General features: G+C 58.8%; 22 protein-coding genes. 7 read left to right on the top strand and 15 right to left on the bottom strand.

The features are described 5' to 3' along the window. The 11 genes from ACR0LF_RS05270 to ACR0LF_RS05320 all read right to left on the bottom strand — a co-directional run bounded on the left by ACR0LF_RS05270 (position 1) and on the right by ACR0LF_RS05320 (position 9623). Complete coding sequence (locus tag ACR0LF_RS05270; RefSeq protein WP_480576002.1) at positions 1–177, bottom strand: hypothetical protein; 177 nt, start codon at positions 175–177, stop codon at positions 1–3. Between the two features lie 2 nt (positions 178–179). Beyond that, complete coding sequence (locus ACR0LF_RS05275; RefSeq protein WP_480576005.1) at positions 180–782, bottom strand: NADH-quinone oxidoreductase subunit C; 603 nt, start codon at positions 780–782, stop codon at positions 180–182. An 11-nt stretch (positions 783–793) separates the two neighbouring features. Beyond that, entirely contained in the window at positions 794–1327 is a 534-nt protein-coding gene (locus tag ACR0LF_RS05280) for a NuoB/complex I 20 kDa subunit family protein (protein WP_010442777.1), read from the bottom strand. Continuing rightward, positions 1318–1683 carry an NADH-quinone oxidoreductase subunit A gene (locus tag ACR0LF_RS05285; protein ID WP_170325678.1) on the bottom strand — a complete coding sequence of 122 codons (366 nt, stop codon included), beginning with the start codon at positions 1681–1683 and terminating at the stop codon, positions 1318–1320. The genes ACR0LF_RS05280 and ACR0LF_RS05285 overlap by 10 nt, the downstream gene beginning before the upstream one ends. A 193-nt stretch (positions 1684–1876) precedes the next feature. Then, complete coding sequence (locus ACR0LF_RS05290; protein WP_480576008.1) at positions 1877–2659, bottom strand: crotonase/enoyl-CoA hydratase family protein; 783 nt, start codon at positions 2657–2659, stop codon at positions 1877–1879. A gap of 1 nt (position 2660) precedes the next feature. Next, positions 2661–3512: a hydroxymethylglutaryl-CoA lyase gene (locus ACR0LF_RS05295; protein ID WP_480576011.1), complete on the bottom strand. Its 852-nt coding sequence runs from the start codon at positions 3510–3512 to the stop codon at positions 2661–2663. Between the two features lie 78 nt (positions 3513–3590). Then, positions 3591–5522: an acetyl/propionyl/methylcrotonyl-CoA carboxylase subunit alpha gene (locus ACR0LF_RS05300; protein ID WP_480576014.1), complete on the bottom strand. Its 1932-nt coding sequence runs from the start codon at positions 5520–5522 to the stop codon at positions 3591–3593. Then, positions 5523–5975: a hypothetical protein gene (locus tag ACR0LF_RS05305; RefSeq protein WP_480576017.1), complete on the bottom strand. Its 453-nt coding sequence runs from the start codon at positions 5973–5975 to the stop codon at positions 5523–5525. Positions 5976–5978: 3 nt separating this feature from the next. Continuing rightward, positions 5979–7586: a carboxyl transferase domain-containing protein gene (locus ACR0LF_RS05310; RefSeq protein ID WP_480576020.1), complete on the bottom strand. Its 1608-nt coding sequence runs from the start codon at positions 7584–7586 to the stop codon at positions 5979–5981. Positions 7587–7593: 7 nt separating this feature from the next. After that, positions 7594–8100, bottom strand: coding sequence for a hypothetical protein (locus tag ACR0LF_RS05315; protein WP_480576023.1), 507 nt, complete (start codon positions 8098–8100; stop codon positions 7594–7596). Then, positions 8097–9623: an AMP-binding protein gene (locus ACR0LF_RS05320; RefSeq protein WP_480576026.1), complete on the bottom strand. Its 1527-nt coding sequence runs from the start codon at positions 9621–9623 to the stop codon at positions 8097–8099. Before ACR0LF_RS05320 ends, ACR0LF_RS05315 begins: the two co-directional genes overlap by 4 nt. Before the next feature lie 136 nt (positions 9624–9759). Between ACR0LF_RS05320 and ACR0LF_RS05325 the strand changes: the two genes are divergently transcribed. Beyond that, entirely contained in the window at positions 9760–10362 is a 603-nt protein-coding gene (locus tag ACR0LF_RS05325) for an OmpW/AlkL family protein (RefSeq protein ID WP_480576029.1), read from the top strand. Positions 10363–10412: 50 nt separating this feature from the next. Here ACR0LF_RS05325 and ACR0LF_RS05330 read toward each other — a convergent pair whose 3' ends face one another. From ACR0LF_RS05330 to ACR0LF_RS05340, 3 genes are all read right to left on the bottom strand, one after another. Further along, positions 10413–11576 carry an isovaleryl-CoA dehydrogenase gene (locus tag ACR0LF_RS05330; RefSeq protein WP_480576031.1) on the bottom strand — a complete coding sequence of 388 codons (1164 nt, stop codon included), beginning with the start codon at positions 11574–11576 and terminating at the stop codon, positions 10413–10415. A 164-nt stretch (positions 11577–11740) separates the two neighbouring features. Continuing rightward, entirely contained in the window at positions 11741–12931 is a 1191-nt protein-coding gene (locus tag ACR0LF_RS05335; RefSeq protein WP_480576034.1) for a DegT/DnrJ/EryC1/StrS family aminotransferase, read from the bottom strand. Positions 12932–12970: 39 nt separating this feature from the next. Next, complete coding sequence (locus tag ACR0LF_RS05340; RefSeq protein ID WP_480576037.1) at positions 12971–13642, bottom strand: HAD-IA family hydrolase; 672 nt, start codon at positions 13640–13642, stop codon at positions 12971–12973. A gap of 134 nt (positions 13643–13776) precedes the next feature. On the opposite strand from ACR0LF_RS05340, the gene glmU reads away from it, so the two are divergent. From glmU to ACR0LF_RS05360, 4 genes are read left to right on the top strand one after another with little or no spacing between them, the layout of a single operon-like run. Then, the gene (glmU, locus tag ACR0LF_RS05345; RefSeq protein WP_480576040.1) at positions 13777–15132 is read left to right on the top strand and encodes a bifunctional UDP-N-acetylglucosamine diphosphorylase/glucosamine-1-phosphate N-acetyltransferase GlmU; all 1356 of its coding nucleotides are present in this window, start codon (positions 13777–13779) and stop codon (positions 15130–15132) included. Between the two features lie 3 nt (positions 15133–15135). Then, positions 15136–16959, top strand: coding sequence for a glutamine--fructose-6-phosphate transaminase (isomerizing) (gene glmS, locus ACR0LF_RS05350; RefSeq protein ID WP_480576043.1), 1824 nt, complete (start codon positions 15136–15138; stop codon positions 16957–16959). A gap of 3 nt (positions 16960–16962) precedes the next feature. Beyond that, the gene (locus ACR0LF_RS05355; protein WP_480576046.1) at positions 16963–17505 is read left to right on the top strand and encodes a pyridoxamine 5'-phosphate oxidase family protein; all 543 of its coding nucleotides are present in this window, start codon (positions 16963–16965) and stop codon (positions 17503–17505) included. A gap of 5 nt (positions 17506–17510) precedes the next feature. Next, positions 17511–18197 carry a DNA alkylation repair protein gene (locus ACR0LF_RS05360; protein WP_480576049.1) on the top strand — a complete coding sequence of 229 codons (687 nt, stop codon included), beginning with the start codon at positions 17511–17513 and terminating at the stop codon, positions 18195–18197. Here ACR0LF_RS05360 and ACR0LF_RS05365 read toward each other — a convergent pair. Continuing rightward, the gene (locus tag ACR0LF_RS05365; protein ID WP_480576052.1) at positions 18185–18616 is read right to left on the bottom strand and encodes a hypothetical protein; all 432 of its coding nucleotides are present in this window, start codon (positions 18614–18616) and stop codon (positions 18185–18187) included. The two genes, ACR0LF_RS05360 and ACR0LF_RS05365, sit on opposite strands and share 13 nt — an antisense overlap. A gap of 91 nt (positions 18617–18707) precedes the next feature. Between ACR0LF_RS05365 and moaA the strand changes: the two genes are divergently transcribed. Beyond that, positions 18708–19715 (top strand): GTP 3',8-cyclase MoaA, encoded by a 1008-nt coding sequence (moaA, locus tag ACR0LF_RS05370; RefSeq protein WP_480576197.1) that lies wholly within the window; start codon positions 18708–18710, stop codon positions 19713–19715. Between the two features lies 1 nt (position 19716). Then, positions 19717–21012, top strand: a complete 1296-nt coding sequence (locus ACR0LF_RS05375) for a 3-deoxy-D-manno-octulosonic acid transferase (RefSeq protein ID WP_480576055.1) — start codon at positions 19717–19719, stop codon at positions 21010–21012. The last annotated feature ends 99 nt before the right edge of the window (positions 21013–21111 follow it).

Raw genomic sequence — 21111 nt, forward strand, 5'->3', positions numbered from 1 at the left:
TCAGCGCCGCTCCATCTCTTGCAGTTTCATCGCCATCATCCAAAGCAGGACGATCACGACCGGAGAGATGACGCAAGCAAACGCCCAGTTCTTGTTGATCCCGAAATGCGGCAGCAGCTTGATCATCGGAACGACCGTTGCCACCACCAGAACAATCCAGATCAGGAACTCGAACATGATTAGGTCTCCTGTTTCTCATCCCCTGGCAGAATATAGTTCGCACCTTCCCAAGGGGACATGAAATCGAACTGGCGGTATTCCTGCACCAGACTGACCGGTTCATAGACCACGCGCTTTTGTGCCTCGTCGTACCGCACTTCAGTATAACCGGTGGTCGGGAAATCCTTACGCAGCGGATAGCCGCGGAAGCCATAGTCGGTCAGGATGCGCCGCAAATCCGGATGGCCCGAGAACAGGATGCCGAACATGTCGAACACCTCACGCTCGAACCAGTTGGCCGAGGGGTGAACATCAACGATTGAGGGCACCATGTCTTCTTCGCGGATCGAGACCCGCAGGCGAATGCGCTGGTTCTGGTACATCGACAGGAAGTGGTAGACCACGTCGAACCGCTTGGCCCGTTCGGGGTAGTCGACACCGGTGATGTCCACCAGGGTCGAGAATTTGCAACTTTGATCAGTCTTCAGGAACTCGATGAATTCCACCAGGTTCGACGGGGCGACGTCCACGTTCAACTCGCCATGGGTAAAATCCCAGGACAAGACACAATCAGATCGTTTCAGTTCCAGCTGCGCGCCGAGTTCCTTGAGTGCTTCGCTCATCTGCTCTCTCCTCAGCGTACGATGGTGCCGGTGCGGCGGATTTTGCGTTGCAGCTGCATCAGACCATACAACAACGCCTCAGCCGTCGGAGGGCAGCCGGGGACGTAGATATCCACCGGCACAACGCGGTCACAACCGCGCACAACCGAATAGGAATAGTGGTAATAACCACCTCCATTGGCGCAGGACCCCATCGAGATCACATAGCGTGGCTCGGGCATCTGATCGTAAACCTTGCGCAGCGCGGGCGCCATCTTGTTGGTCAGCGTTCCAGCCACAATCATCACATCGGACTGACGCGGGGAGGCGCGTGGCGCGATGCCAAACCGTTCCGCATCGTAACGCGGCATGGAGGTATGCATCATCTCAACCGCGCAGCATGCCAGACCGAATGTCATCCAGTGCAGCGACCCGGTGCGGGCCCAGTTGATGATGTCCTCGGTCGAGGTCAGCAGGAACCCTTTGTCCTGCAACTCGGCATTCAGGGCCTGGGTGGCGACTTCCTTGTCGACGCCGGCGGTGTTTGCGCCCGTCATCACTCCCATTCCAAGGCCCCCTTCTTCCATTCATAGGCAAAGCCGATGGTCAGCACCGCCAGGAACACCATCATGGACCAGAACCCGACGTCGCTGATGTCCTTGAACCCGACGGCCCACGGGAACAGGAAGGCGATTTCCAGATCGAAGATGATGAACAGGATCGACACCAGATAGAATCGGACGTCGAATTTCATCCGCGCATCGTCGAACGCATTGAAACCACATTCATATGCGCTGACCTTTTCAGGGTCGGGATTGCGGACAGCCAGCACCACGGCGGCAAGAATCAGGACGATTCCAAGGCCTACGGCAACGGCCAGAAACACCAGAATCGGGAGGTACTCCCGCAGCAGGTCTTCCACGAATAGCTCCTTTCCTGCGCATGCCCCGATCCGGGTGCGCCGTCAATTGGCGTGTTGACTGGACATTCTCTATCCCCGCGGGGTCAGAGGGTCAACCGAACTCAACCCCCTTCGCGATCAAACCTGCGCTTGACAGCGCGTCATAGAATCGCAGTGGGGATTCTCGCCAAGGTCCAATGGAGCCTTGTAAAACCTACATATTCCATGTGGGTTTTCGTTTGTCGAAAAACGCCGCAATCCCTTCGCGCGCCTCGTCGGTTTCCCAGCGCTCGACCAGTTCGCCTATGGTCTGGTCGATCACGTGGTCGTCAATGCGCGGCCCCAAGGACTGAACCAGCGCCTTGGCAGAGGCGACCGCCCCCGGCGCACATGACAGATAGGGCTGAATTTCGTCCTCTACCGCTTTTGAAAGCTGATCTGCCGGAACTGTTTTCGCCAGCAATCCCAGATCAACAGCCTCAGCAGCATCGAACAATCGGGCTGACATGAAGACCCGCCGCGCGCGCGCTTCACCCATTCGGGCAATGACATAAGGGCCTATTGTTGCCGGGATCAGCCCCAACCGCGTCTCGGTCAACCCCATCTTCAGATTGTCGACTCCAATCGCGACGTCGCAAACGGCAGCCATTCCCACGCCACCGCCAAAGGCATTGCCTTGCAGCGCCCCGATCAAAGGCTTGGGCATCATGTTCAGCGCCTGCAACATTTCGGCCAGCTTGCGCGCCTCGACGAAACGTGTGGCTTTGTCAGCGGCCATCTGGTCCTGCATCCACCCCAGATCACCACCGGCACAAAAGCTCTTTCCAGCAGCTGCCAGAACAACCACGCGTACCCCATCGTCCTGCCCCAACTGCGACGCAGCCTCGGTCAATTCTGTGATCATTTGGCCCGACATTGCGTTGTGCTTTTCCGACCGGTTCAGGGTCAGTGTCGCAACACCCCGCGCATCTGTCGAAACCGTAATTGTTTCAAACATGTCAGCCCCTTAGCGCCCTTGCCACCTGCGCGGCCTCTTCCACCACATCGATGTCCAGACCCGTTTCATACCCCAATCGCTGCAAGTGGGCGACAACGGCCTCGGTCGCGACATTGCCCGCAGCACCCGGCGCATAGGGGCAACCGCCCAATCCGCCCACGGCGGCGTCGAACACGCGCACGCCCAGCGCAAGGGCCGCATCGATATTGTCGATTGCACGCCCGTTGGTGTCATGGAAATGCCCCGCCAGCCGCGTCACCGGCACCCGTTCGCGCACCGCCAGAAGCATATGCGCAACTTTGTCAGGCGTACCTTGCCCGATCGTGTCACCCAGCGAGACTTCGTAACAGCCCAGCGCAAACAGCTTGTCCGCGACCTCTGCCACTTTCTCGGGCGGGGTCGGCCCGTCATACGGGCAATCCGTCACGCATGAGACATAGCCACGAACCGGCAAGTCGATATGGCGCGCGGCTTCAAGGATTGGAGTGAAGCGTTCAATCGACTCTTCGATCGAGGCGTTGATATTGGCCTTGGAAAAACCCTCTGAGGCCGAGGCAAACACCGCAATCTCATCCGCTTTGGCCGCCAGCGCATCTCCGTATCCGTGCATATTCGGCGTAAGAGCAGCATAACGCACCCCATTCGCGCGCGTAATCCCACCCAGAACCTGTCCCGAACCCGCCATCTGAGGCACCCATTTCGGAGAGACAAAGCTTGCGACTTCGATCCGGCGGAACCCGGCCTGACTAAGGCGGTCGATCAGTGCAATCTTGTCGGCAACTGGTATCTCTCTCTTTTCGTTCTGCAGCCCATCGCGCGGTCCAACTTCGTAGATTTCGACCAGATCACCCATGCAAGAGCCCCTCCCGGCTTTTTTTCGTTCCAAATACTGTTAGCCCAACCGTGCCACGTCGTGCGGCACGGGTACAGGTCACTCTTCTTCCAACCTCACCAGCGCTGCACCGGCTTCAACCTGTGAGCCGTCTGCCACCAGCACCTCGGCTACCACGCCGTCGCGCGCCGCCAGCAGAGAATGCTCCATTTTCATCGCCTCAAGAATGGCCAATCGGTCGCCCTCCTGCACGGCCTGCCCTGCGGATGCAAAGACCGCTTTGACCAGACCCGGCATTGGCGCCTCGATCACGTTGGTGTCGCCGGTGGCGCTGGTATCCCGGTCCAACGGGTCGATCAGATCGAAACTGCGGCCATAATCCAAGAACACCGTCAGTGTCGCACCGCTGACCGCGACCCGTGGCATCGGCGCGCCGTTCAGCGACCAGCGCCCCGAGACCCGTTCGGCCACGAAGCGATCCTCACCAATTTGCCAAATCTGGCGGTTCGCCCCGTCGACCTGCACATCCAGATCCAAAACCTCGCCCTGATCCAACAGCTGCACCGCCCGGTGCAATGGGGCCCATAGCGAAAACCCCGTTTCAGGCGCGATATCAACAAGGTTCAGCGCGGTCATCGCAGCGGCGACAGCGGCTGTGGCTGAAGGCCCGGGCTGGTACACCAATGCCTCAAGATCACGCCCGATCAGGCCTGTATCCACATCGCCTGAGGCAAAGCCCTGATGTCGGGTCAACGCCCCAAGAAACGCCAAATTCGTCACGGTACCCGCCACTTCAGTCTGCTGTAGCACCCGGTTCAACGTCTCAAGCGCGACGGCGCGGGTCGATCCATGCACCACCACCTTGGCAATCATCGGATCATACCACGGGCTGATCGTATCCCCGGCCCGCACGCCACTGTCGGCGCGGCAATTGGCCGAGAAAGCCAGATGAGTCAGCGTTCCCGTCGCGGGCAAGAACCCTTTCGGCACGTCTTCCGCATAAAGCCGTGCCTCAAACGCATGCCCGTTGATCGACAAATCACTTTGTTGTTTCGGAAGGCTCTCGCCCGCTGCCACACGCAGCTGCCATTCGACCAGATCAACACTGGTGATGGCCTCTGTTACCGGGTGTTCGACCTGCAGGCGCGTGTTCATCTCCATGAACCAGAACCTGTCCGGGCGCAGTCCGTCCGACGCATCGACGATGAATTCAACCGTCCCCGCGCCTTTATAGCCGATCGCCTCAGCGGCGCGCACGCCCGCCTGCCCCATCGCCTCGCGCATTTCCAGCGTCATGCCAGGGGCTGGTGCTTCTTCAATGACCTTCTGGTGCCGGCGCTGCAGTGAACAATCGCGTTCGAACAGATGCACCGCATGGGTGCCATCACCGAACACCTGAACCTCGATATGCCGGGGCTTGGCGACGAATTTCTCGACCAGTACAGCGTCATTGCCGAACGCGGTCTTCGCCTCACCGCGCGCGCTGTCCAAAGCCGCTCCGAAATCCTCCGCGCGTTGGACAAGACGCATCCCCTTGCCGCCGCCACCCGCAACCGCCTTGATCAAAACGGGATAACCGATGGTGTCTGCGGCCCCCGCCAGATGCTCGGGGTCCTGATTGTCACCGTGATAGCCGGGCACCACTGGCACGCCAGCCTGCTCCATCAGCACCTTGGCCGCATCCTTGAGGCCCATCTTGCGGATCGCATCCGCCGACGGCCCTATAAAGGTCAGCCCTGCAGCCTGAATCGCATCCACGAAATCCGGATTCTCAGACAGAAACCCATAGCCCGGATGGATCGCCTGCGCGCCCGCGTCCAGCGCAGCCTGAATGATCACGTCGCCCTTCAGGTAACTTTCCGCTGGGGCAGCACCGCCGATATGCACCGCCTCATCCGCCATCTGCACATGCTTGGCCGCGGCATCAGCATCTGAATACACCGCAACACAAGACACACCCATCTTCTGAGCGGTTTCCATGACACGGCAGGCGATTTCGCCCCGGTTGGCAATCAGGATTTTGTTGAACAATTAGTTGCCTCCCCTCAGAAATTCGGCATGTAGTCCTTCCCAACCAGCCCATAAATCATGACAAAACAGGATCAAGAAGACTGCTCCCAGCAAAACAGGAACAAAATTCGCTAGCGTTGCTGCACTGGTATTGAATTTGGGCTTCGGAATAGGTGGCTTACCATTCACTGAATTATAGTAAGCGCCTGAATAGTCGGCTAACCGAGCTACAAGATGTAAATAAAAGAACATCGCCAGAACACCGATTAAGAGAACACCAAGAGATGGGATCAGCGCGCCGGATTGACGAAGCGTGTACCAGCCTACCAATATTGTTGCGCTAAAGATTGGAGTGGACAGTACAACTCGCCACCTCAGTTCGTTGTGACTGAGCCAAATGTCGACGGCTTTGTCATTGGTCAACGAACCTTGCAAAGCAGTTATCTCGGCTGATTGCGTCTCTTCAGGTTTCATTTGTCACATCCTGAACACGCCAAAGCGTGTCTCTTCAATCGGCGCATTCAGCGCGGCGCTCAGCGACAAGGCCAGAACATCGCGGCTTTTGCGCGGGTCGATGATGCCATCATCCCATAACCGGGCCGAAGCATAGAGAGGGTGCGATTGTTCCTCGAACATTTCCAGCGTCGGGCGTTTGAATTCTGCCTCTTCCTCGGCCGACCACGTGCCGCCCTGCCGCTCGATCCCGTCGCGTTTGACGGTGGCCAGAACGCCCGCCGCCTGCTCTCCGCCCATCACGGAAATGCGTGAATTCGGCCAAGTCCACAGGAAGCGCGGCTGATAGGCGCGACCGGCCATGCCATAGTTCCCGGCCCCGAAGGACCCGCCCACCAGCATGGTGATCTTGGGCACCGAGGTCGTCGCCACTGCCGTCACCATCTTGGCACCATGCCGCGCGATGCCTTCGTTTTCGTATTTCCGACCAACCATGAAACCGGTGATGTTCTGCAGGAAAACCAGCGGTGTTTTGCGCTGTGAACACAACTCGACAAAATGCGCGCCCTTCTGCGCGGCCTCGGAAAACAGCACACCGTTATTGGCGATGATCCCCACCGGACAGCCTTTGACATGGGCAAAACCGGTCACCAGCGTCTCGCCAAAGCGCGGCTTGAACTCATCGAACCGCGAGCCGTCGACCAGACGCGCAATCACTTCACGGATGTCATAGGGCGTGCGCAAATCAGCAGGAACAACGCCCAGAATCTCTTCGGGATCGTATGCAGGCTCCTCGGGCGCTTCAAACTGTAGGCCGGGCTTCAGCCCGGCACCGCCTAACGACCCGACCGCGCGCCGCGCGAGAGCCAGTGCGTGAGCGTCATCTTCGGCCAAATAATCCGCCACGCCTGAAAGACGCGCATGTACGTCGCCACCACCCAGGTCTTCGGAACTGACGACCTCACCCGTCGCCGCCTTGACCAGAGGCGGCCCGGCCAGAAAGATCGTCCCCTGCTCTTTCACGATGATCGTCACGTCCGACATGGCCGGAACATAAGCCCCGCCCGCCGTGCAAGACCCCATCACCACAGCGATCTGAGCGATCCCCTTCGCGCTCATCCGCGCCTGATTAAAAAAGATGCGGCCAAAGTGGTCGCGGTCGGGAAAGACCTCATCCTGATTGGGCAGGTTCGCACCTCCGCTGTCGACCAGATAGATGCAGGGCAGATGATTTTCCTCGGCAATCTCCTGCGCGCGGAGGTGTTTCTTGACCGTCATCGGATAATAGGTGCCGCCCTTCACGGTGGCATCGTTGCACACCACCATAACCTCGCGCCCCTGCACCCGGCCAATGCCCGCGATGACCCCGGCACAGGGCGCGGCATCGCCATACATCCCATGCGCCGCCGTCGCCCCGATTTCAAGGAACGGAGACCCCGGGTCCAGCAGGTTCGCCACCCGTCGCCGGGGCAACATCTTGCCTCGGGATTCATGCCGCGCGCGGGATTTTTCACCCCCGCCCATACGGGCCGCTTCAGCGGCCTCCGAGATTTGCGCCAGCGCGTCCAGATGGGCCTCGCGGTTTGCTTTGAAGCCCTCAGAGGCGGGCATGGCTTTGGATATGAGTTTCATAACGCCTCTATTCAGTACTCTCAGTTTCGGATAACCAGGATCGTTCAATTATTCTCGATGCGCGCCAACCTGCCAAAGCATCAGCGTAAGAGCATACTGCCTCTTCTGAGACATCCCCGGCGTCAATCTTCCTACAGTCAGGCAGCGACGAAACAGGCCCAAAACCAATTTCGCTTTCAACGAGTTCTTTTGCTGTAGGAAGGCTTTCGAAACCTAGCTTTTGCTCTTCAGGAAGTCGCTGCCAGCGGATGTCAGCATCACGCCGCATCCAAGCAGTGACCTCAACAAGACAATATTCGTCCCTTGCAAGGTCGAATGCATATTCACACATTTTGCGAACGTGGCTAACGCACTCACCGTCCATAACAATCGCCAATTCAGTATTGGGAATATTGTCTGAACAGAATTGCAGAAGGGAACCGATGCTGAGATTGACCTCCTTGGCAGCCGGCACGCTAGGTATCTGTACAATCCCTAACACTGCTAATAGCAATGTCTTCACAATTGCTTTCACTGACTTACCTCCCCCGCCGCCCGCGCTTTCAATTCTTTCCGGATCACCTTCCCCGTCACCGTCATCGGCAGTTCCTCCAGAAACGCCACCTCGCGCGGATACGAATAATGCGCCAGACGGTCCTTGACCCAATCCTGCAATTCCCGCTCCGCAGCCTCGGCTCCCGGCTTCAGCACCACGTAGGCCTTGACGATCTCGGTCCGCAGCGGATCGGGTTTGCCGACCACGCCTACCGTCGCCACCGCCGGGTGGGTCAGCAGACAATCCTCGATCTCAGCCGGGCCGATGCGGTAGCCCGCCGAGGTGATCACGTCATCATCACGACCGACAAAGCGCAAGTAGTCGCCTTCCCACACGCCACGGTCTCCGGTGATCAACCAATCACCCCGGAACTTCTCAGCCGTGGCCCCGGGCCGGTTCCAGTATTCCAGCAGCATCGAGGCCGAGCCGCGCCGGACGGCCACATCGCCTTCTTCGTCAGTCGGGGTGCCCGCGTCGTCGATCACCGAAACCTCATGCCCCGGCACCGGTTTGCCGATACAACCGGGCTGCACCGGGAAGTTCTCGGCACAGGAAGACACGACCATGTTGCATTCGGTCTGGCCGTAGAACTCGTTGATCGTCAGACCAAACGCCTTCTGTCCCCAGGCCAGCATCTCGGCCCCCAACGGCTCACCCCCGGACGCGACCGAGCGCAAACCGGGGATCGTCTGATCCGCCGCCTTGAGCATCCGCAGTGCGGTTGGCGGGAAGAACACGTTCCGCACCCCTGCGCGTGCGATCACTTCGGCGCAGGCTTCGGGGGTGAACTTCTCAAGCCGCGCCGCGACGACCGGGATGCCCAGCGCAAGACCCGGCATCAGCACGTCGAACAATCCGCCGATCCAGGCCCAATCCGCCGGGGTCCACAGGCAGTCACCTTCGCGCAGATGATTGTGGCTGATCGAGACACCCGGCAAATGCCCGGTCAGAACCCGATGACCGTGAAGCGCACCTTTCGGGCTACCGGTGGTGCCCGAGGTGTAGATCAGAACAGCCGGGTCTTCCGGCCTGGTCGCTGCAAAAGGCAGATCCGGGCCTTCCTCGCCAATTTCGGATGCAATCAGAGGCTCAGCCAGATCACCCAGCATATCAGCCCCTTCAGCATCGGTCAGAACGATCTGAACGCCCGCATCTCCAACCCGCGACCGCAGCGCATCCTGCTTGAACAATTTGAACAGAGGCACCGATATCGCGCCAATCTTCCAGATCGCCAAATGCGCCGCCGCGCACCAAGGCGACTGGCTCAGCAAAACCCCAATGCGATCCCCGGGCTGCACGCGACGCAGCAGCGCGCGGGCGATATCGTCGGTCATTTGCGACAACTGCCCATAGCTTACACACCGCCGGTCCGATCCGGTCAGATCAATAAGCGCGACCTGATCACCTGGATGGTTCAGACACTGCTGCGCCATGTTCAGCCGGTCCGGTATGTCCCAGGCTCCCTCTGGGCGCAAACCCGGTATGCGCTCAGCGTTTGGCACCGCGAATTCCCCTTGTTTTCCTGATGTTTCGCAACGTGACTTCACGTGAATTCCTCGCGTGAATTTGATGCAGATCAGGGTTGCCGGATGCCGCCTTTGCGAAACCACGGACATCAACATAACCAAAGGCAAGAATATGACAAAGAAACTCGCCGCTTTGACACTGTCTACCGCATTGGTCGCTCTGGCTGCCCCGGCCCTGGCCCAGTCGCAAGGGGACTGGACGCTCGGCATCGGCGTTGGTTACTTGGACCCGAAATCCAACAACGGTACGCTGGCTGGCGCGGCTGCGACGATCGACGCAGACACCCGCCCGATTTTCACCGCAGAATACTTTGTGCGCGACAACCTGGGTATCGAACTTCTGGCCGCGACCCCGTTCAAACACACCATCGCCCTCGGCGGTACGGACGCGGCCACGGTCAAGCACCTGCCGCCCACCCTGTCGCTGAACTATCACTTCCCGACCAACAGCGCCTGGAAGCCTTATGTCGGCGCCGGTGTGAACTACACGATCTTCTTCGATGAGCAGTCCGCGCTGGGTAACCTCGACGTCGACAACTCTGTCGGCCTCGCGCTGCAGGCCGGTCTGGACTACATGGTCACCGAAAAAGGCGCAATCCGTCTGAACGTACGCTGGTTCGATATCGACTCGGACGTCTCGCTGAACGGCAACCCAATCGGCACCGCGGAAATCGATCCCTGGCTGGTCGGTGTTTCCTACGTCCATCAGTTCTGATCCCATAGCCATAGCGCCCCGCAGTTACCTCGTCTGCGGGGCGTTTTTCTTCAGAGCATTTCATTCATCAGTTCACGCCCGATCAGCATCCGGCGGATTTCACTGGTGCCTGCACCGATCTCCATCAGCTTGGCGTCACGGAAAATCCGGCTGACCGGTGCATCCGACAGGAACCCGGCCCCGCCCAGCGCCTGAACCGCCTGATGCGCCTGCACCATCGCCTGTTCCGACGCATAAAGGCAGCACGCCGCAGCATCCTGCCGGGTCACATCCCCCCGGTCGCACGCTTTGGCGACCTCGTAGACATAGGCCCTCGCCGAGTTCATTGCGGTGTACATGTCGGCGATCTTGCCCTGCATCAACTGGAAGCTGCCGATGGGCTTGCCGAACTGTTTGCGCTCGGCCAGATAGGGCATCACTTCGTCCAGACAGGCGGCCATGATGCCGGTACCAATCCCGGCCAGAACCACGCGTTCATAATCCAGCCCGGACATGAGCACGGCCACGCCCTTGCCCTCTTCCCCCAACACGTTCTCGAACGGCACCTCGACATCTTCAAAGATCAGTTCAGCCGTGTTCGACCCGCGCATCCCCAGCTTGTCGAAATGGGGCGAGGTCGAAAATCCTTTCATTTCCTTTTCGATCAGAAAGGCCGTGATCCCTTTTGACCCCGCATCCGGGTCCGTTTTGGCGTAGACGACCAGAGTATCCGCATCCGGCCCGTTGGTGATCCAGTATTTGTTCCCGTTCAAACGGTAGTGATCGTTCCGCTTTTCAGCACGCAGTTTCATCGAAACCACATCCGACCCGGCCGAAGGTTCCGACATGGCCAGCGCGCCAACATGCTCTCCTGAAATCAGGCGCGGCAGGTATTTCTGCTTCTGCTCATCATTGCCGTTCAGCTTGATCTGGTTCACGCACAGGTTTGAATGCGCCCCGTAAGACAAAGAGACCGAGGCGGAGGCACGTGCAACTTCCTCAACAGCGATTGTGTGTGCCAGATAGGACATACCTGCACCGCCATATTCTTCAGGCACGGTGACACCCAGCAGCCCAAGCTCTCCCATCTCTTTCCACAGCTCGTTCGGAAAGGAATTTGTCGCATCGATCTCAGCCGCCATCGGCTTAACCCGCTCTTGTGCCCAGCGATGCACCATCTCGCGCAGGGCATTCACGTCTTCACCCAGATCGAACTTCATCGTGGCCATGAACATCTGCGTCTTCCCTCCGCGTTAATGAACAAGTGTTCAATAAATATCTAACAGCGAATCTTTTGTCGGTCAATATTTGTGACTGCCCTCCCGAAAACGGAAAACGCCGCCTCTGCGGGGCGGCGCTTCAAAGGATCGAGCGTGCGCCGTAGGCGCACTCCGCATGATTACGACTGATAGACCGCGCCCACCTCGGCCCGGATGATCCGGGCGATCAAACGGCAATCCTCCAGTGAAAACGTCAAAGGCACGCGCATATCCATGACGCCTGCCAGAACCCGGTCACTGTCAGGCATCCGCTCGCTTTCGAAATACCGCCAGCTGTCATAGCGCGACGTGAACCCCGTCGGCTCTGCCCCACCGAACCATTTCAGTTCGACGCCTCGTGCCGCGCAACGGCTGATGACGTCGGCGATCCGCTCGGCCGACCAATCCAGCAGCAAGAACTGGATCGAAGACCCGACATAGATTTCCTCCTCTGGCCGTTCAACAATCGTCAAGCCCGGAGTATCGCGCAATCCGGTCTCGATCTCGCGATAGCGTTCGTTCCACCGTTGCACCTGCCGGTCCAGATCCCGCAACTGTGGGCGCAGGATCGCCGCGCGCAAGTTGTCCATTCGGCCAGAAACGTTCGGAGTGGTGTATTTGATCCGCTCAAACACCTCGGGCCCCGGCGCGGCCAGATGGCGTTCATACAGCATGTATGAACCCGACAGCATTGTGGCCTTGGCCGCCAGTTCCTCGTCATCGGTGACCAACAAACCACCCTCGCCCGAGTTCACATGCTTGTAGGTCTGACAGGAATAACATCCGATCGCGCCCTGCCGCCCCGACAACTGACCGCGCCAGGCCGCGCCCATCGTATGAGCGCAATCCTCGATCACGATCACTCCGGCCGCGTCACACATCTGCATCAACCGGTCCATGTCGCAAAGATGCCCCCGCATGTGGCTGAGCATCAGCACACGCGACTGATCCAGCTTGCTCTCGAGGTCATCAAGATCGATGGTCAGATTTTCCGTAACACCAACAAAGATCGCCCGCCCCCCGACCGAAGCAATCGACCCCGGCACGGGGGCCAGCGTGAACGCATTGGTCAGAACCGGGTCGCCGGGCTGGACCCCAACAGCTCGCAAAGCCGTAGCCAGCGCATAACCGCCAGAGGACACCGCCAGACAGTATTTTGCCCCCATCTGCGCCGCAAATTCCTGCTCCAACAGGGCCGTTTCCCCCAATTCGCCAGGGGCCACATTATAGCGATGCAGCCGCCCATGGCGCAGAACGGCCAGCGCCGCCTCAATCGCGTCTTCCGGAAGGGGTTCTTGCTGCGTGAAATTGCCAGAGAATACTTCGGTCATGGTCTAGTTCTGGGGCTCCGAAACTGTCCGGTCAAGGTCTCAGGCTGCCGCACCGATCAGATCGGGCACGAGGCCGGGTAAATCGTCAAAGTGATGCAGCAGGGCCTCGGGCTCCAAAGCCGCCATATCATCCCCCGATGGCCCAAAGGTCACCAGAACCGAAGGGACCCCCGCCGCTTTGGCGGTATTGCGGTCTGTGTCAGAGTCTCCGATTAGCACGCACCAATCCGGATCACCACCGGCGCGCCGCGCAGCTTCGCGCAACGGGGCCGGGTCAGGCTTGCGCACCGGAAGCGTATCCGCCCCGACCAGCGAGGCAAAACGGTCCCGCACCCCCATGCGCGTCAGCAACAATTCGGCCAGATGTTCCGGTTTGTTGGTGCAAATGCCAATCCCGTAACCCGCATTGCTCAGCATCTCCACCGCCTGCAACGCACCAGGATAGAAACTGGTGTGGGTGTCGATATCCTGCGCATACGCCTCAAGCAGAACCGGATAGTAGGCGTGGACGGTATCTTCATCATAGGCTCCAACGCGCTTTAGCCCATGGGTCAACATCATGCGTCCGCCACGCAACGCTATACCGGAATCTGGCCCGTGGACCAGCACATCGCCATGCCCCATTTCGCGAAAACAATGGTTCGCCGCGGCCAGCAAATCGCCCGATGTATCCGCCAAAGTGCCGTCCAGATCGAAAATGACTGTGCGCATTGAGCCTCCTTGTTCGGCAGGTTTTCGCCGTGTCCTGTTTCAATCGGCAATCTTGTTTGATGGCCGAACGGCTTGCGCCTTTGACCTCAGCGGATAAAACGGTCGGCAACAAAACACAAAGAGAAAACGATTTCATGAGCACTTCCCTTGTCATCCTCGCCGCCGGAAAAGGCACCAGGATGAATTCGGATCTTCCCAAAGTCCTGCACCCCATCGCTCAAGCCCCGATGCTTGTCCACGCAATGCGGGCGGCAGCTAGCCTGTCCCCCGAACGGACCGTTATCGTGGCAGGGCATGGTGCCGAAGCTGTGGAGAAGGCCGCCTGGATCGAAGATGAAGCCGCTGTTGTTGTCCGTCAGGAAGAACAGTTGGGTACAGCGCATGCCGTCGCGCAGGCGAAAGATGCATTGGCCGGGTTCAAGGGCGACGTGATTGTGCTGTATGGTGATACACCGTTTATCGAACCCGATACTCTGCGGCGTATGATAGACGCTCGGGCCTCGTTTGATCTGGTAATGTTGGGTTTCGACATCGCGGAAGTTCAGCCTCGATACGGTCGTCTAATCATGGATGGCGACCGTTTGATAGAGATCGTTGAATACAAGGATGCCACTGAAGAGCAACGAGCCATCCGCTTCACCAACAGCGGCCTTTTGGCTTGTGATGCGCGACTGCTGTTTGATTTGATTGATCAGGTTGGGAATGAGAACGCTTCGGGTGAATACTACCTCACCGAAATCGTCGGGATCGCCAACGCTCGCGGTCTGTCGGCAACAGCTATCAAATGCGACGAAGCCGAGACTCTGGGTGTGGACTCCCGAACCGATCTGGCCGCTGCCGACGCCGAGTTTCAGGCGCGCGCCCGTGCGGAACTGTTGGATTTGGGCGTCACACTGATGGCTCCCGAAACCGTATACCTGTCTGCCGATACCATCATCGGGCGCGATACCGTTGTCGAACCTAACGTCGTTTTCGGCCCTGGCGTCACCGTCGAAAGCGGCGCGACCATCCGGGCGTTTTCACATCTTGAGGGCTGCCACGTCAGCCGCGGTGCCATCATCGGCCCCTACGCCCGACTGCGCCCTGGTGCAGAACTTGCCGAAAACACGCGGGTCGGCAATTTCGTCGAAATCAAGAATGCCGACATTGCCGAAGGCGCGAAGGTGAACCACCTCAGCTATATTGGTGACGCGTCAGTGGGTGCTGCGACAAATATCGGCGCGGGCACGATCACCTGCAACTATGACGGCGTGATGAAGCACAAGACCACCATCGGTGAGAGTGTTTTTATCGGGTCGAACACCATGCTTGTGGCCCCCGTAACCGTGGGTGATGGCGCAATGACAGCGACGGGCACAGTCGTGACCAGGAATGTGGAACCTGACGCGCTGGCCGTGGCCCGAGCCAAGCAGGAAAACAAGCCCGGATATGCGCGTAAATTGTTTGATATGTTGAAGGCGAAAAAGGCTCGCCGCGATAAAGAGGCCTGAGATATGTGTGGAATTGTAGGTGTTTTGGGGCAGCACGAGGCCGCCCCTATTCTGGTAGAGGCTTTGAAACGGTTGGAGTATCGCGGCTATGACAGTGCCGGGATTGCAACCGTAAACGACGGTGCATTGGGCAGGCGGCGCGCCGTCGGCAAGTTGGTCAATCTCAGCGACCTATTGGTGCATAACCCGCTGCCCGGGAAATCCGGCATTGGCCACACCCGCTGGGCCACCCACGGCGCGCCTTCGGTCAACAATGCACATCCGCACAAGGCTGGCCCCGTTGCAGTCGTTCACAATGGCATCGTCGAAAACTATCGCGATCTGCGGGCCGAACTGGCGGAATATGGCGTCGATTTCCAGACCGAGACCGATACCGAAACAGTCGCCTTGATGACGGAACATCACCTCAATTCGGGCCTGTCCCCGGTTGAGGCTGCATTCAAAACCATCGACCAGTTGGAAGGCGCCTTTGCTTTGGCGTTTCTGTTCGACGGTGAGGACGACTTGATCGTTGCTGCCCGCAAGGGGTCTCCGCTGGCCATAGGTCATGGGGATGGTGAGATGTATGTGGGCTCTGACGCCATAGCGCTGGCTCCGCTTACCAACCAGATCACGTATCTTGAGGAAGGCGATCGCGCGGTTCTGACCCGTACCTCGCTGGAAATCCGCAATGAGGCCGGTGAACTTGCCAACCGTGAAAAGCGCAAGATCAAGCTGGATCACGCGCGCGCCGACAAGGGCGAGCACAAGCACTTTATGGCCAAGGAAATTGCCGAACAGCCCATCGTTGTGGCCGAAGCGATCCGGTCCTATCTGCCCACCGGTGGCGACCAGGTGGTGCTTCCGGACACGGATCTGGACTTCACCAAGCTGGACCGTTTGACCATGGTGGCCTGCGGCACGGCGTTTTACGCCTGCCTGACCGCGAAATACTGGTTCGAGCAACTGGCCAAGATGCCCGTTGAAGTCGATATCGCCAGCGAATTCCGCTATCGCGAACCTCCGATCACTGACCGCACATTGGCGCTGTTTGTCAGCCAATCGGGGGAAACCGCCGACACGCTGGCCGCGCTGCGTTATTGCGAGGGTAAAGCGGATAAGATCGTTTCGGTCGTCAACGTACCCGAAAGCTCGATCGCGCGCGAAAGCGATATTGCCCTGCCGATCCATGCCGGTGTCGAAATCGGCGTTGCCTCGACCAAGGCGTTTACCTGCCAGCTCAGCGTGCTGCTGATGCTGGCTTTGAAGGCCGCCGCCGACCGGGGCACGCTGACGAATGAGGAAATCGCCGATCACGCGGCCGCACTGCGCGGGTTGCCGACGGTTCTGAACGCCGCACTCGATCAGAACCGGGCGATCCGCAAAGCCGCCCAGCGTCTGTCCGAGGCCCGGGATGTTCTGTTTCTGGGCCGTGGCCTGATGTATCCATTGGCCATGGAAGGCGCGCTGAAGCTCAAGGAAATCAGCTATATCCATGCCGAAGGTTATGCTTCGGGCGAGTTGAAACACGGACCTATCGCCCTGATCGACAAGCACATGCCCGTGGTCGTCATGGCCCCGCGTGACACCGTGTTCGACAAGACCGTGTCGAACATGCAGGAAGTGATGGCGCGCAAGGGCAAGGTGATCCTGGTCTCGGATGACGACGGCATTGACGAGGCCGGCGACGGGGTCTGGAGCACCATCCGCATGCCGCATATTCACACCAGCCTTGCGCCGATCCTCTATTCGGTTCCCGCGCAATTGCTGGCCTATCACACGGCCGTTGCCAAAGGCACTGATGTGGATCAGCCGCGCAATCTGGCCAAGTCGGTCACAGTGGAGTAACCCATGTCCAAACAGTTTCCACAGCTGGAAGACGCCCATCAAAAATTCATCGAAGATCAACACATGTTCTTCGTCGGTTCGGCAGGGGCTGAGGGACGGGTCAATATCTCCCCCAAGGGAATGGATTCGCTGCGGGTATTGGGGCCAAACCGCATTGTCTGGATGAACCTGACAGGTAGCGGCAATGAAACGGCGGGTCATCTTTTACAAGTCAACAGGATGACCCTAATGTGGTGTTCCTTCACCACACGCCCAATGATTCTGCGCACTTATGGCACGGCTCGTTGCCTGCATGTCGGGGATGAGGGCTGGGACGAACTTGCCGATCTGTTCCCCAATCACCGCAGTGCACGACAGATCTATGACCAGTCCATCGACTTGGTGCAGACCTCATGCGGCTATGCCGTGCCTTTCATGGAATTCCAGTCCGACCGTAACACAATGCAAAAATGGGTGGATGGAAAATCAGATGAAGAAATCCGTTCTTATTGGGTGGAGAAGAACGGGAAAACGATTGATGGAAAGCCAACAGGCGTTCCTGTCTGATTAAAATGCTGACTGATTTTCTTGATCAAATCAAAGCCCATGCCGATCCGGATCGTGCGGCTCAGATGGCGACATATCACAAGGTGGATCGCCCCTATCTGGGTGTTGGGAACCCGGTTCTGAACGACCTGACCAAAGCGTGGCGGCAAGAGCTGGATGTTCCCGCGCGTGTCGCTCTGGCAGACGCCCTTTGGCAGACCAACTTTCACGAAGGCCGCCTTGCTGCCGCCAAACTTCTGACCCAGGCGCGTATCCGCCCTGACGACGCGGTCTGGACGTTACTGCAAAGCTGGCTACCGGATTTCGATGCCTGGGCGGTTGCCGATCATGCCTGCATGGCGATGCAAAAGCGGCTTTCAGCCGATCCTGATCGATTGGACGAAGTTGAGCACTGGACCCAATCGGACCATATGTGGACTAGGCGCGCGGCCATGGTCGCGACCCTGCCCTGGACAAAGCAGAACCATCCCAAACCTGACGACGTTCAGCGCCGTGACCGTATCCTTGGATGGGCCGCCGGTTATGTTCCGGACCGCGACTGGTTCATTCAGAAGTCCATCGCCTGGTGGCTGCGTGAGCTTTCCAAACACGACCCGGATCGCGTCATCGCGTTTCTGGATAAGCACGGCGACGCAATGAAGCCCTTTGCCCGCCGTGAAGCAGGCAAATATCTGAAAAATCAGTCGGCATAGACCTCAATTTCAACCAACTCATCAAAGGGCACCAACAAGGCCCGCATGGCGTCCAGCGACATGCGGCTACCGCCACTTTCAGGGCCAGAGGCCGGAACGAGCGTGATGTAGGCCTGCGCTCCGGTTTTGGGCACGACGACCCGTGCCGTCACTTCACTGTCCACCAGCGGTGTCTGCATCCAGCGCCCCGGAGTGGTCGGATCGCCAAGCCCTGCAATGGTTGTTTTCGCTCCGGTCCAGCTGGGACGCGTGGAAACGGGTTCGGGTTGCAGCACCTCTTCGGCCACTTCAGTCACAGCTTCGGTGTCAGACGCCGTCTGCGCAGGCGCGTCGCCTCCGCCGAACACGCGGTCCGTCGTCGACCGTATTGCGTCGCATCCGGCCGTCAGCACACATAATAAAACAAGTATTTTCTTCATGCGCGAAACCTACAGGCCTGCGCTCATCTGTTCCAGCGCAAAGCGCAGTTCGCCCTTGTCGCGGGCAGGTTCCGGCTTTACCTATTACGCCATGACAGCTCCGCTTATCGACCCGTTTGCCCGCGCCATCACCTATCTCCGCGTCTCCGTCACGGACCGCTGCGATTTCCGCTGCGTGTATTGCATGTCCGAGAACATGACCTTTCTGCCCAAGAAAGACCTGCTGACGCTGGAAGAATTGGACCGGATGTGCTCGACCTTCGTGAAAATGGGCGTCGAGAAACTGCGTATCACGGGGGGCGAGCCCCTTGTGCGCCGCAATATCATGACTTTTTTCAATGCGATGACCCGCCATCTGGATAGCGGCGCGCTGAAGGAATTGACGCTGACGACGAACGGCTCGCAACTGCACCGCTTCGCGGACGACCTGTATGCCGCTGGTGTGCGGCGGGTGAACATCTCGCTGGATACGCTGGACGACGACAAATTCGCCAAGGTGACGCGCTGGGGCCGCCTGAAACAGGTGCTGAACGGTATTGACGCCGCGCAAAAGGCGGGTCTGCGCATCAAGATCAACGCAGTTGCTCTGAAAGGGTTCAACGAACCCGAACTGCCGAAGATCACACAATGGTGTGCCGAGCGTGACATGGACCTGACCTGGATCGAGGTCATGCCCATGGGCGATATCGGCAACGAAGACCGTCTGGATCAGTATTGGTCCCTCAAGGATGTGCGCAAAGAGTACGAAAACCACTATAGGGTCACCGATCTGGCCGAACGCTCCGGTGGCCCGGCCCGCTATGTCCGGCTGGAGGAAACAGGTCAGAAAATTGGTTTCATCACACCGCTGTCGCATAACTTCTGTGAAAGCTGCAATCGCGTCCGCCTGACCTGCACAGGCGAGCTTTACATGTGCCTCGGACAAGAGGATATGGCCGATCTGCGCGCTCCGCTGCGCAATCATCCGGATACCGAGCAGCCGCTGGAAGACGCAATCCGCGCCGCCGTCAATCTCAAACCCAAAGGGCATGATTTCGACTATTCCCGTCAGGCAGTCGATGGCCGGATGAGCCGCCACATGAGCCATACAGGCGGCTGATATGCCGGATCACAACGGTCGCCCCACGGCGCTGTACCGTATGTACTGCGCCCTCACATCCCTTGCCGCACCTTTGGCCTGGAGGACTGTTCGGAAAAAGTTGCAGGCCGCAGGCGTTCCGGTCGAACGCCAACAAGAGCGCCTTGGCCATGCCAGCCTACCCCGTCCCAATGGCCGTCTGATCTGGTTTCACGCCGCCAGCGTCGGCGAAAGCCTATCTGTCCTCAGCCTGATCAAACGGCTGGCTGAGCGCCTGCCCGATGCCGAGTTTCTGATTACTTCGGGCACCCCGACTTCAGCTGCCATTATCGCAAAGCGCCTGCCCGCCCGGACCCGGCATCAATACCCACCACTGGACACATCGGATCCTGTGAAGCGATTCCTCGACCATTGGCAGCCAGACGCAGGCATTTTCGTGGAAAGCGAGATCTGGCCACAACTGATCGTGGAAAGCGATCAACGAAACATACCGCTGGCGCTTCTGAACGCGCGCCTTTCAGACAAATCAGTCGCCGGCTGGAAAAAACGTCCGGACACCGCGCGCTTTATTCTGTCCCGCTTTCGGCTGTTCCTGACCCAGAACGAGAATACCGCGTCCAATCTGATCGACATCGGCGCCCCGCCCGAGCGCGTGCAACCCGGTACAAATCTCAAGGCAATGTCGGACCCCTTGCCTGTGGATCAACACACGCTCAAGGACATCAAGGCACAAGTCGCGGATCGCCCCATCTGGATCGCCAGCTCGACCCACGCGGGCGAAGAAGACATCGTCTTACAGGCGCATAAGTCGTTGCTGGAACGATGGCCTGACCTGCTTTTGCTGCTGATACCGCGCCACCCCGAGCGCCGGGACGAAGTCGCCACTCTGATCGAAAAAGCCAATGTTACGGCTTCATTTCGGTCCAGGAACGAAAAGATCGATGAAACCACCCAAGTCTATGTTGCCGACACATTGGGAGAGACCGGAACATGGTACGCGCTCTGTCCAATTGTGTTCCTCGGTGGCTCTCTGAAAGAGATCGGAGGCCACAACCCGTTTGAGCCGGCCCAGGCCGGAGCGGCAGTCATCACCGGCCCGGGTTACTTCAACTTCGCCGAAACCTTTGCCCCGCTGATTGGAACCGGCGGCGCAATCGAAGTCCGTACCGCCGCCGATCTTTGCGAGATCGTAGCTCAATGGCTGTCAGATCAGACCACCCTACAGTCAGCCCAAGATGCGGCCCAATCCTGCGTAAACACGCAGTCAGATGCTTTGGAATCAGTCATCGAAACCCTGTGCACAGAACTTGATCTGTAAACCCGGGATCCCCTCTTCATCTGGCTAAAAATATCCCGGGGGTGTGGGGGCAGAGCCCCCACCAACTGCCTCAAGCCGCAGGCATCCTCTGTTCAACAA

The sequence above is a fragment of the Ruegeria sp. E8 genome (genome assembly GCF_056533985.1).

Excerpts from the sequence above, each read along its gene's own strand:
- glmS (WP_480576043.1), top strand. The coding sequence starts at position 15,136 with ATGTGTGGAATTGTAGGTGTTTTGGGGCAGCACGAGGCCGCCCCTATT.
- ACR0LF_RS05340 (WP_480576037.1), bottom strand. The coding sequence starts at position 13,642 with ATGCGCACAGTCATTTTCGATCTGGACGGCACTTTGGCGGATACATCG.
- ACR0LF_RS05360 (WP_480576049.1), top strand. The coding sequence starts at position 17,511 with ATGCTGACTGATTTTCTTGATCAAATCAAAGCCCATGCCGATCCGGAT.
- ACR0LF_RS05325 (WP_480576029.1), top strand. The coding sequence starts at position 9,760 with ATGACAAAGAAACTCGCCGCTTTGACACTGTCTACCGCATTGGTCGCT.
- ACR0LF_RS05335 (WP_480576034.1), bottom strand. The coding sequence starts at position 12,931 with ATGACCGAAGTATTCTCTGGCAATTTCACGCAGCAAGAACCCCTTCCG.
- ACR0LF_RS05355 (WP_480576046.1), top strand. The coding sequence starts at position 16,963 with ATGTCCAAACAGTTTCCACAGCTGGAAGACGCCCATCAAAAATTCATC.
- moaA (WP_480576197.1), top strand. The coding sequence starts at position 18,708 with ATGACAGCTCCGCTTATCGACCCGTTTGCCCGCGCCATCACCTATCTC.
- ACR0LF_RS05275 (WP_480576005.1), bottom strand. The coding sequence starts at position 782 with ATGAGCGAAGCACTCAAGGAACTCGGCGCGCAGCTGGAACTGAAACGA.
- ACR0LF_RS05330 (WP_480576031.1), bottom strand. The coding sequence starts at position 11,576 with ATGTTCATGGCCACGATGAAGTTCGATCTGGGTGAAGACGTGAATGCC.
- ACR0LF_RS05295 (WP_480576011.1), bottom strand. The coding sequence starts at position 3,512 with ATGGGTGATCTGGTCGAAATCTACGAAGTTGGACCGCGCGATGGGCTG.
- ACR0LF_RS05270 (WP_480576002.1), bottom strand. The coding sequence starts at position 177 with ATGTTCGAGTTCCTGATCTGGATTGTTCTGGTGGTGGCAACGGTCGTT.
- ACR0LF_RS05305 (WP_480576017.1), bottom strand. The coding sequence starts at position 5,975 with ATGAAACCTGAAGAGACGCAATCAGCCGAGATAACTGCTTTGCAAGGT.
- ACR0LF_RS05280 (WP_010442777.1), bottom strand. The coding sequence starts at position 1,327 with ATGGGAGTGATGACGGGCGCAAACACCGCCGGCGTCGACAAGGAAGTC.
- ACR0LF_RS05310 (WP_480576020.1), bottom strand. The coding sequence starts at position 7,586 with ATGAAACTCATATCCAAAGCCATGCCCGCCTCTGAGGGCTTCAAAGCA.
- ACR0LF_RS05375 (WP_480576055.1), top strand. The coding sequence starts at position 19,717 with ATGCCGGATCACAACGGTCGCCCCACGGCGCTGTACCGTATGTACTGC.
- ACR0LF_RS05365 (WP_480576052.1), bottom strand. The coding sequence starts at position 18,616 with ATGAAGAAAATACTTGTTTTATTATGTGTGCTGACGGCCGGATGCGAC.
- glmU (WP_480576040.1), top strand. The coding sequence starts at position 13,777 with ATGAGCACTTCCCTTGTCATCCTCGCCGCCGGAAAAGGCACCAGGATG.
- ACR0LF_RS05290 (WP_480576008.1), bottom strand. The coding sequence starts at position 2,659 with ATGTTTGAAACAATTACGGTTTCGACAGATGCGCGGGGTGTTGCGACA.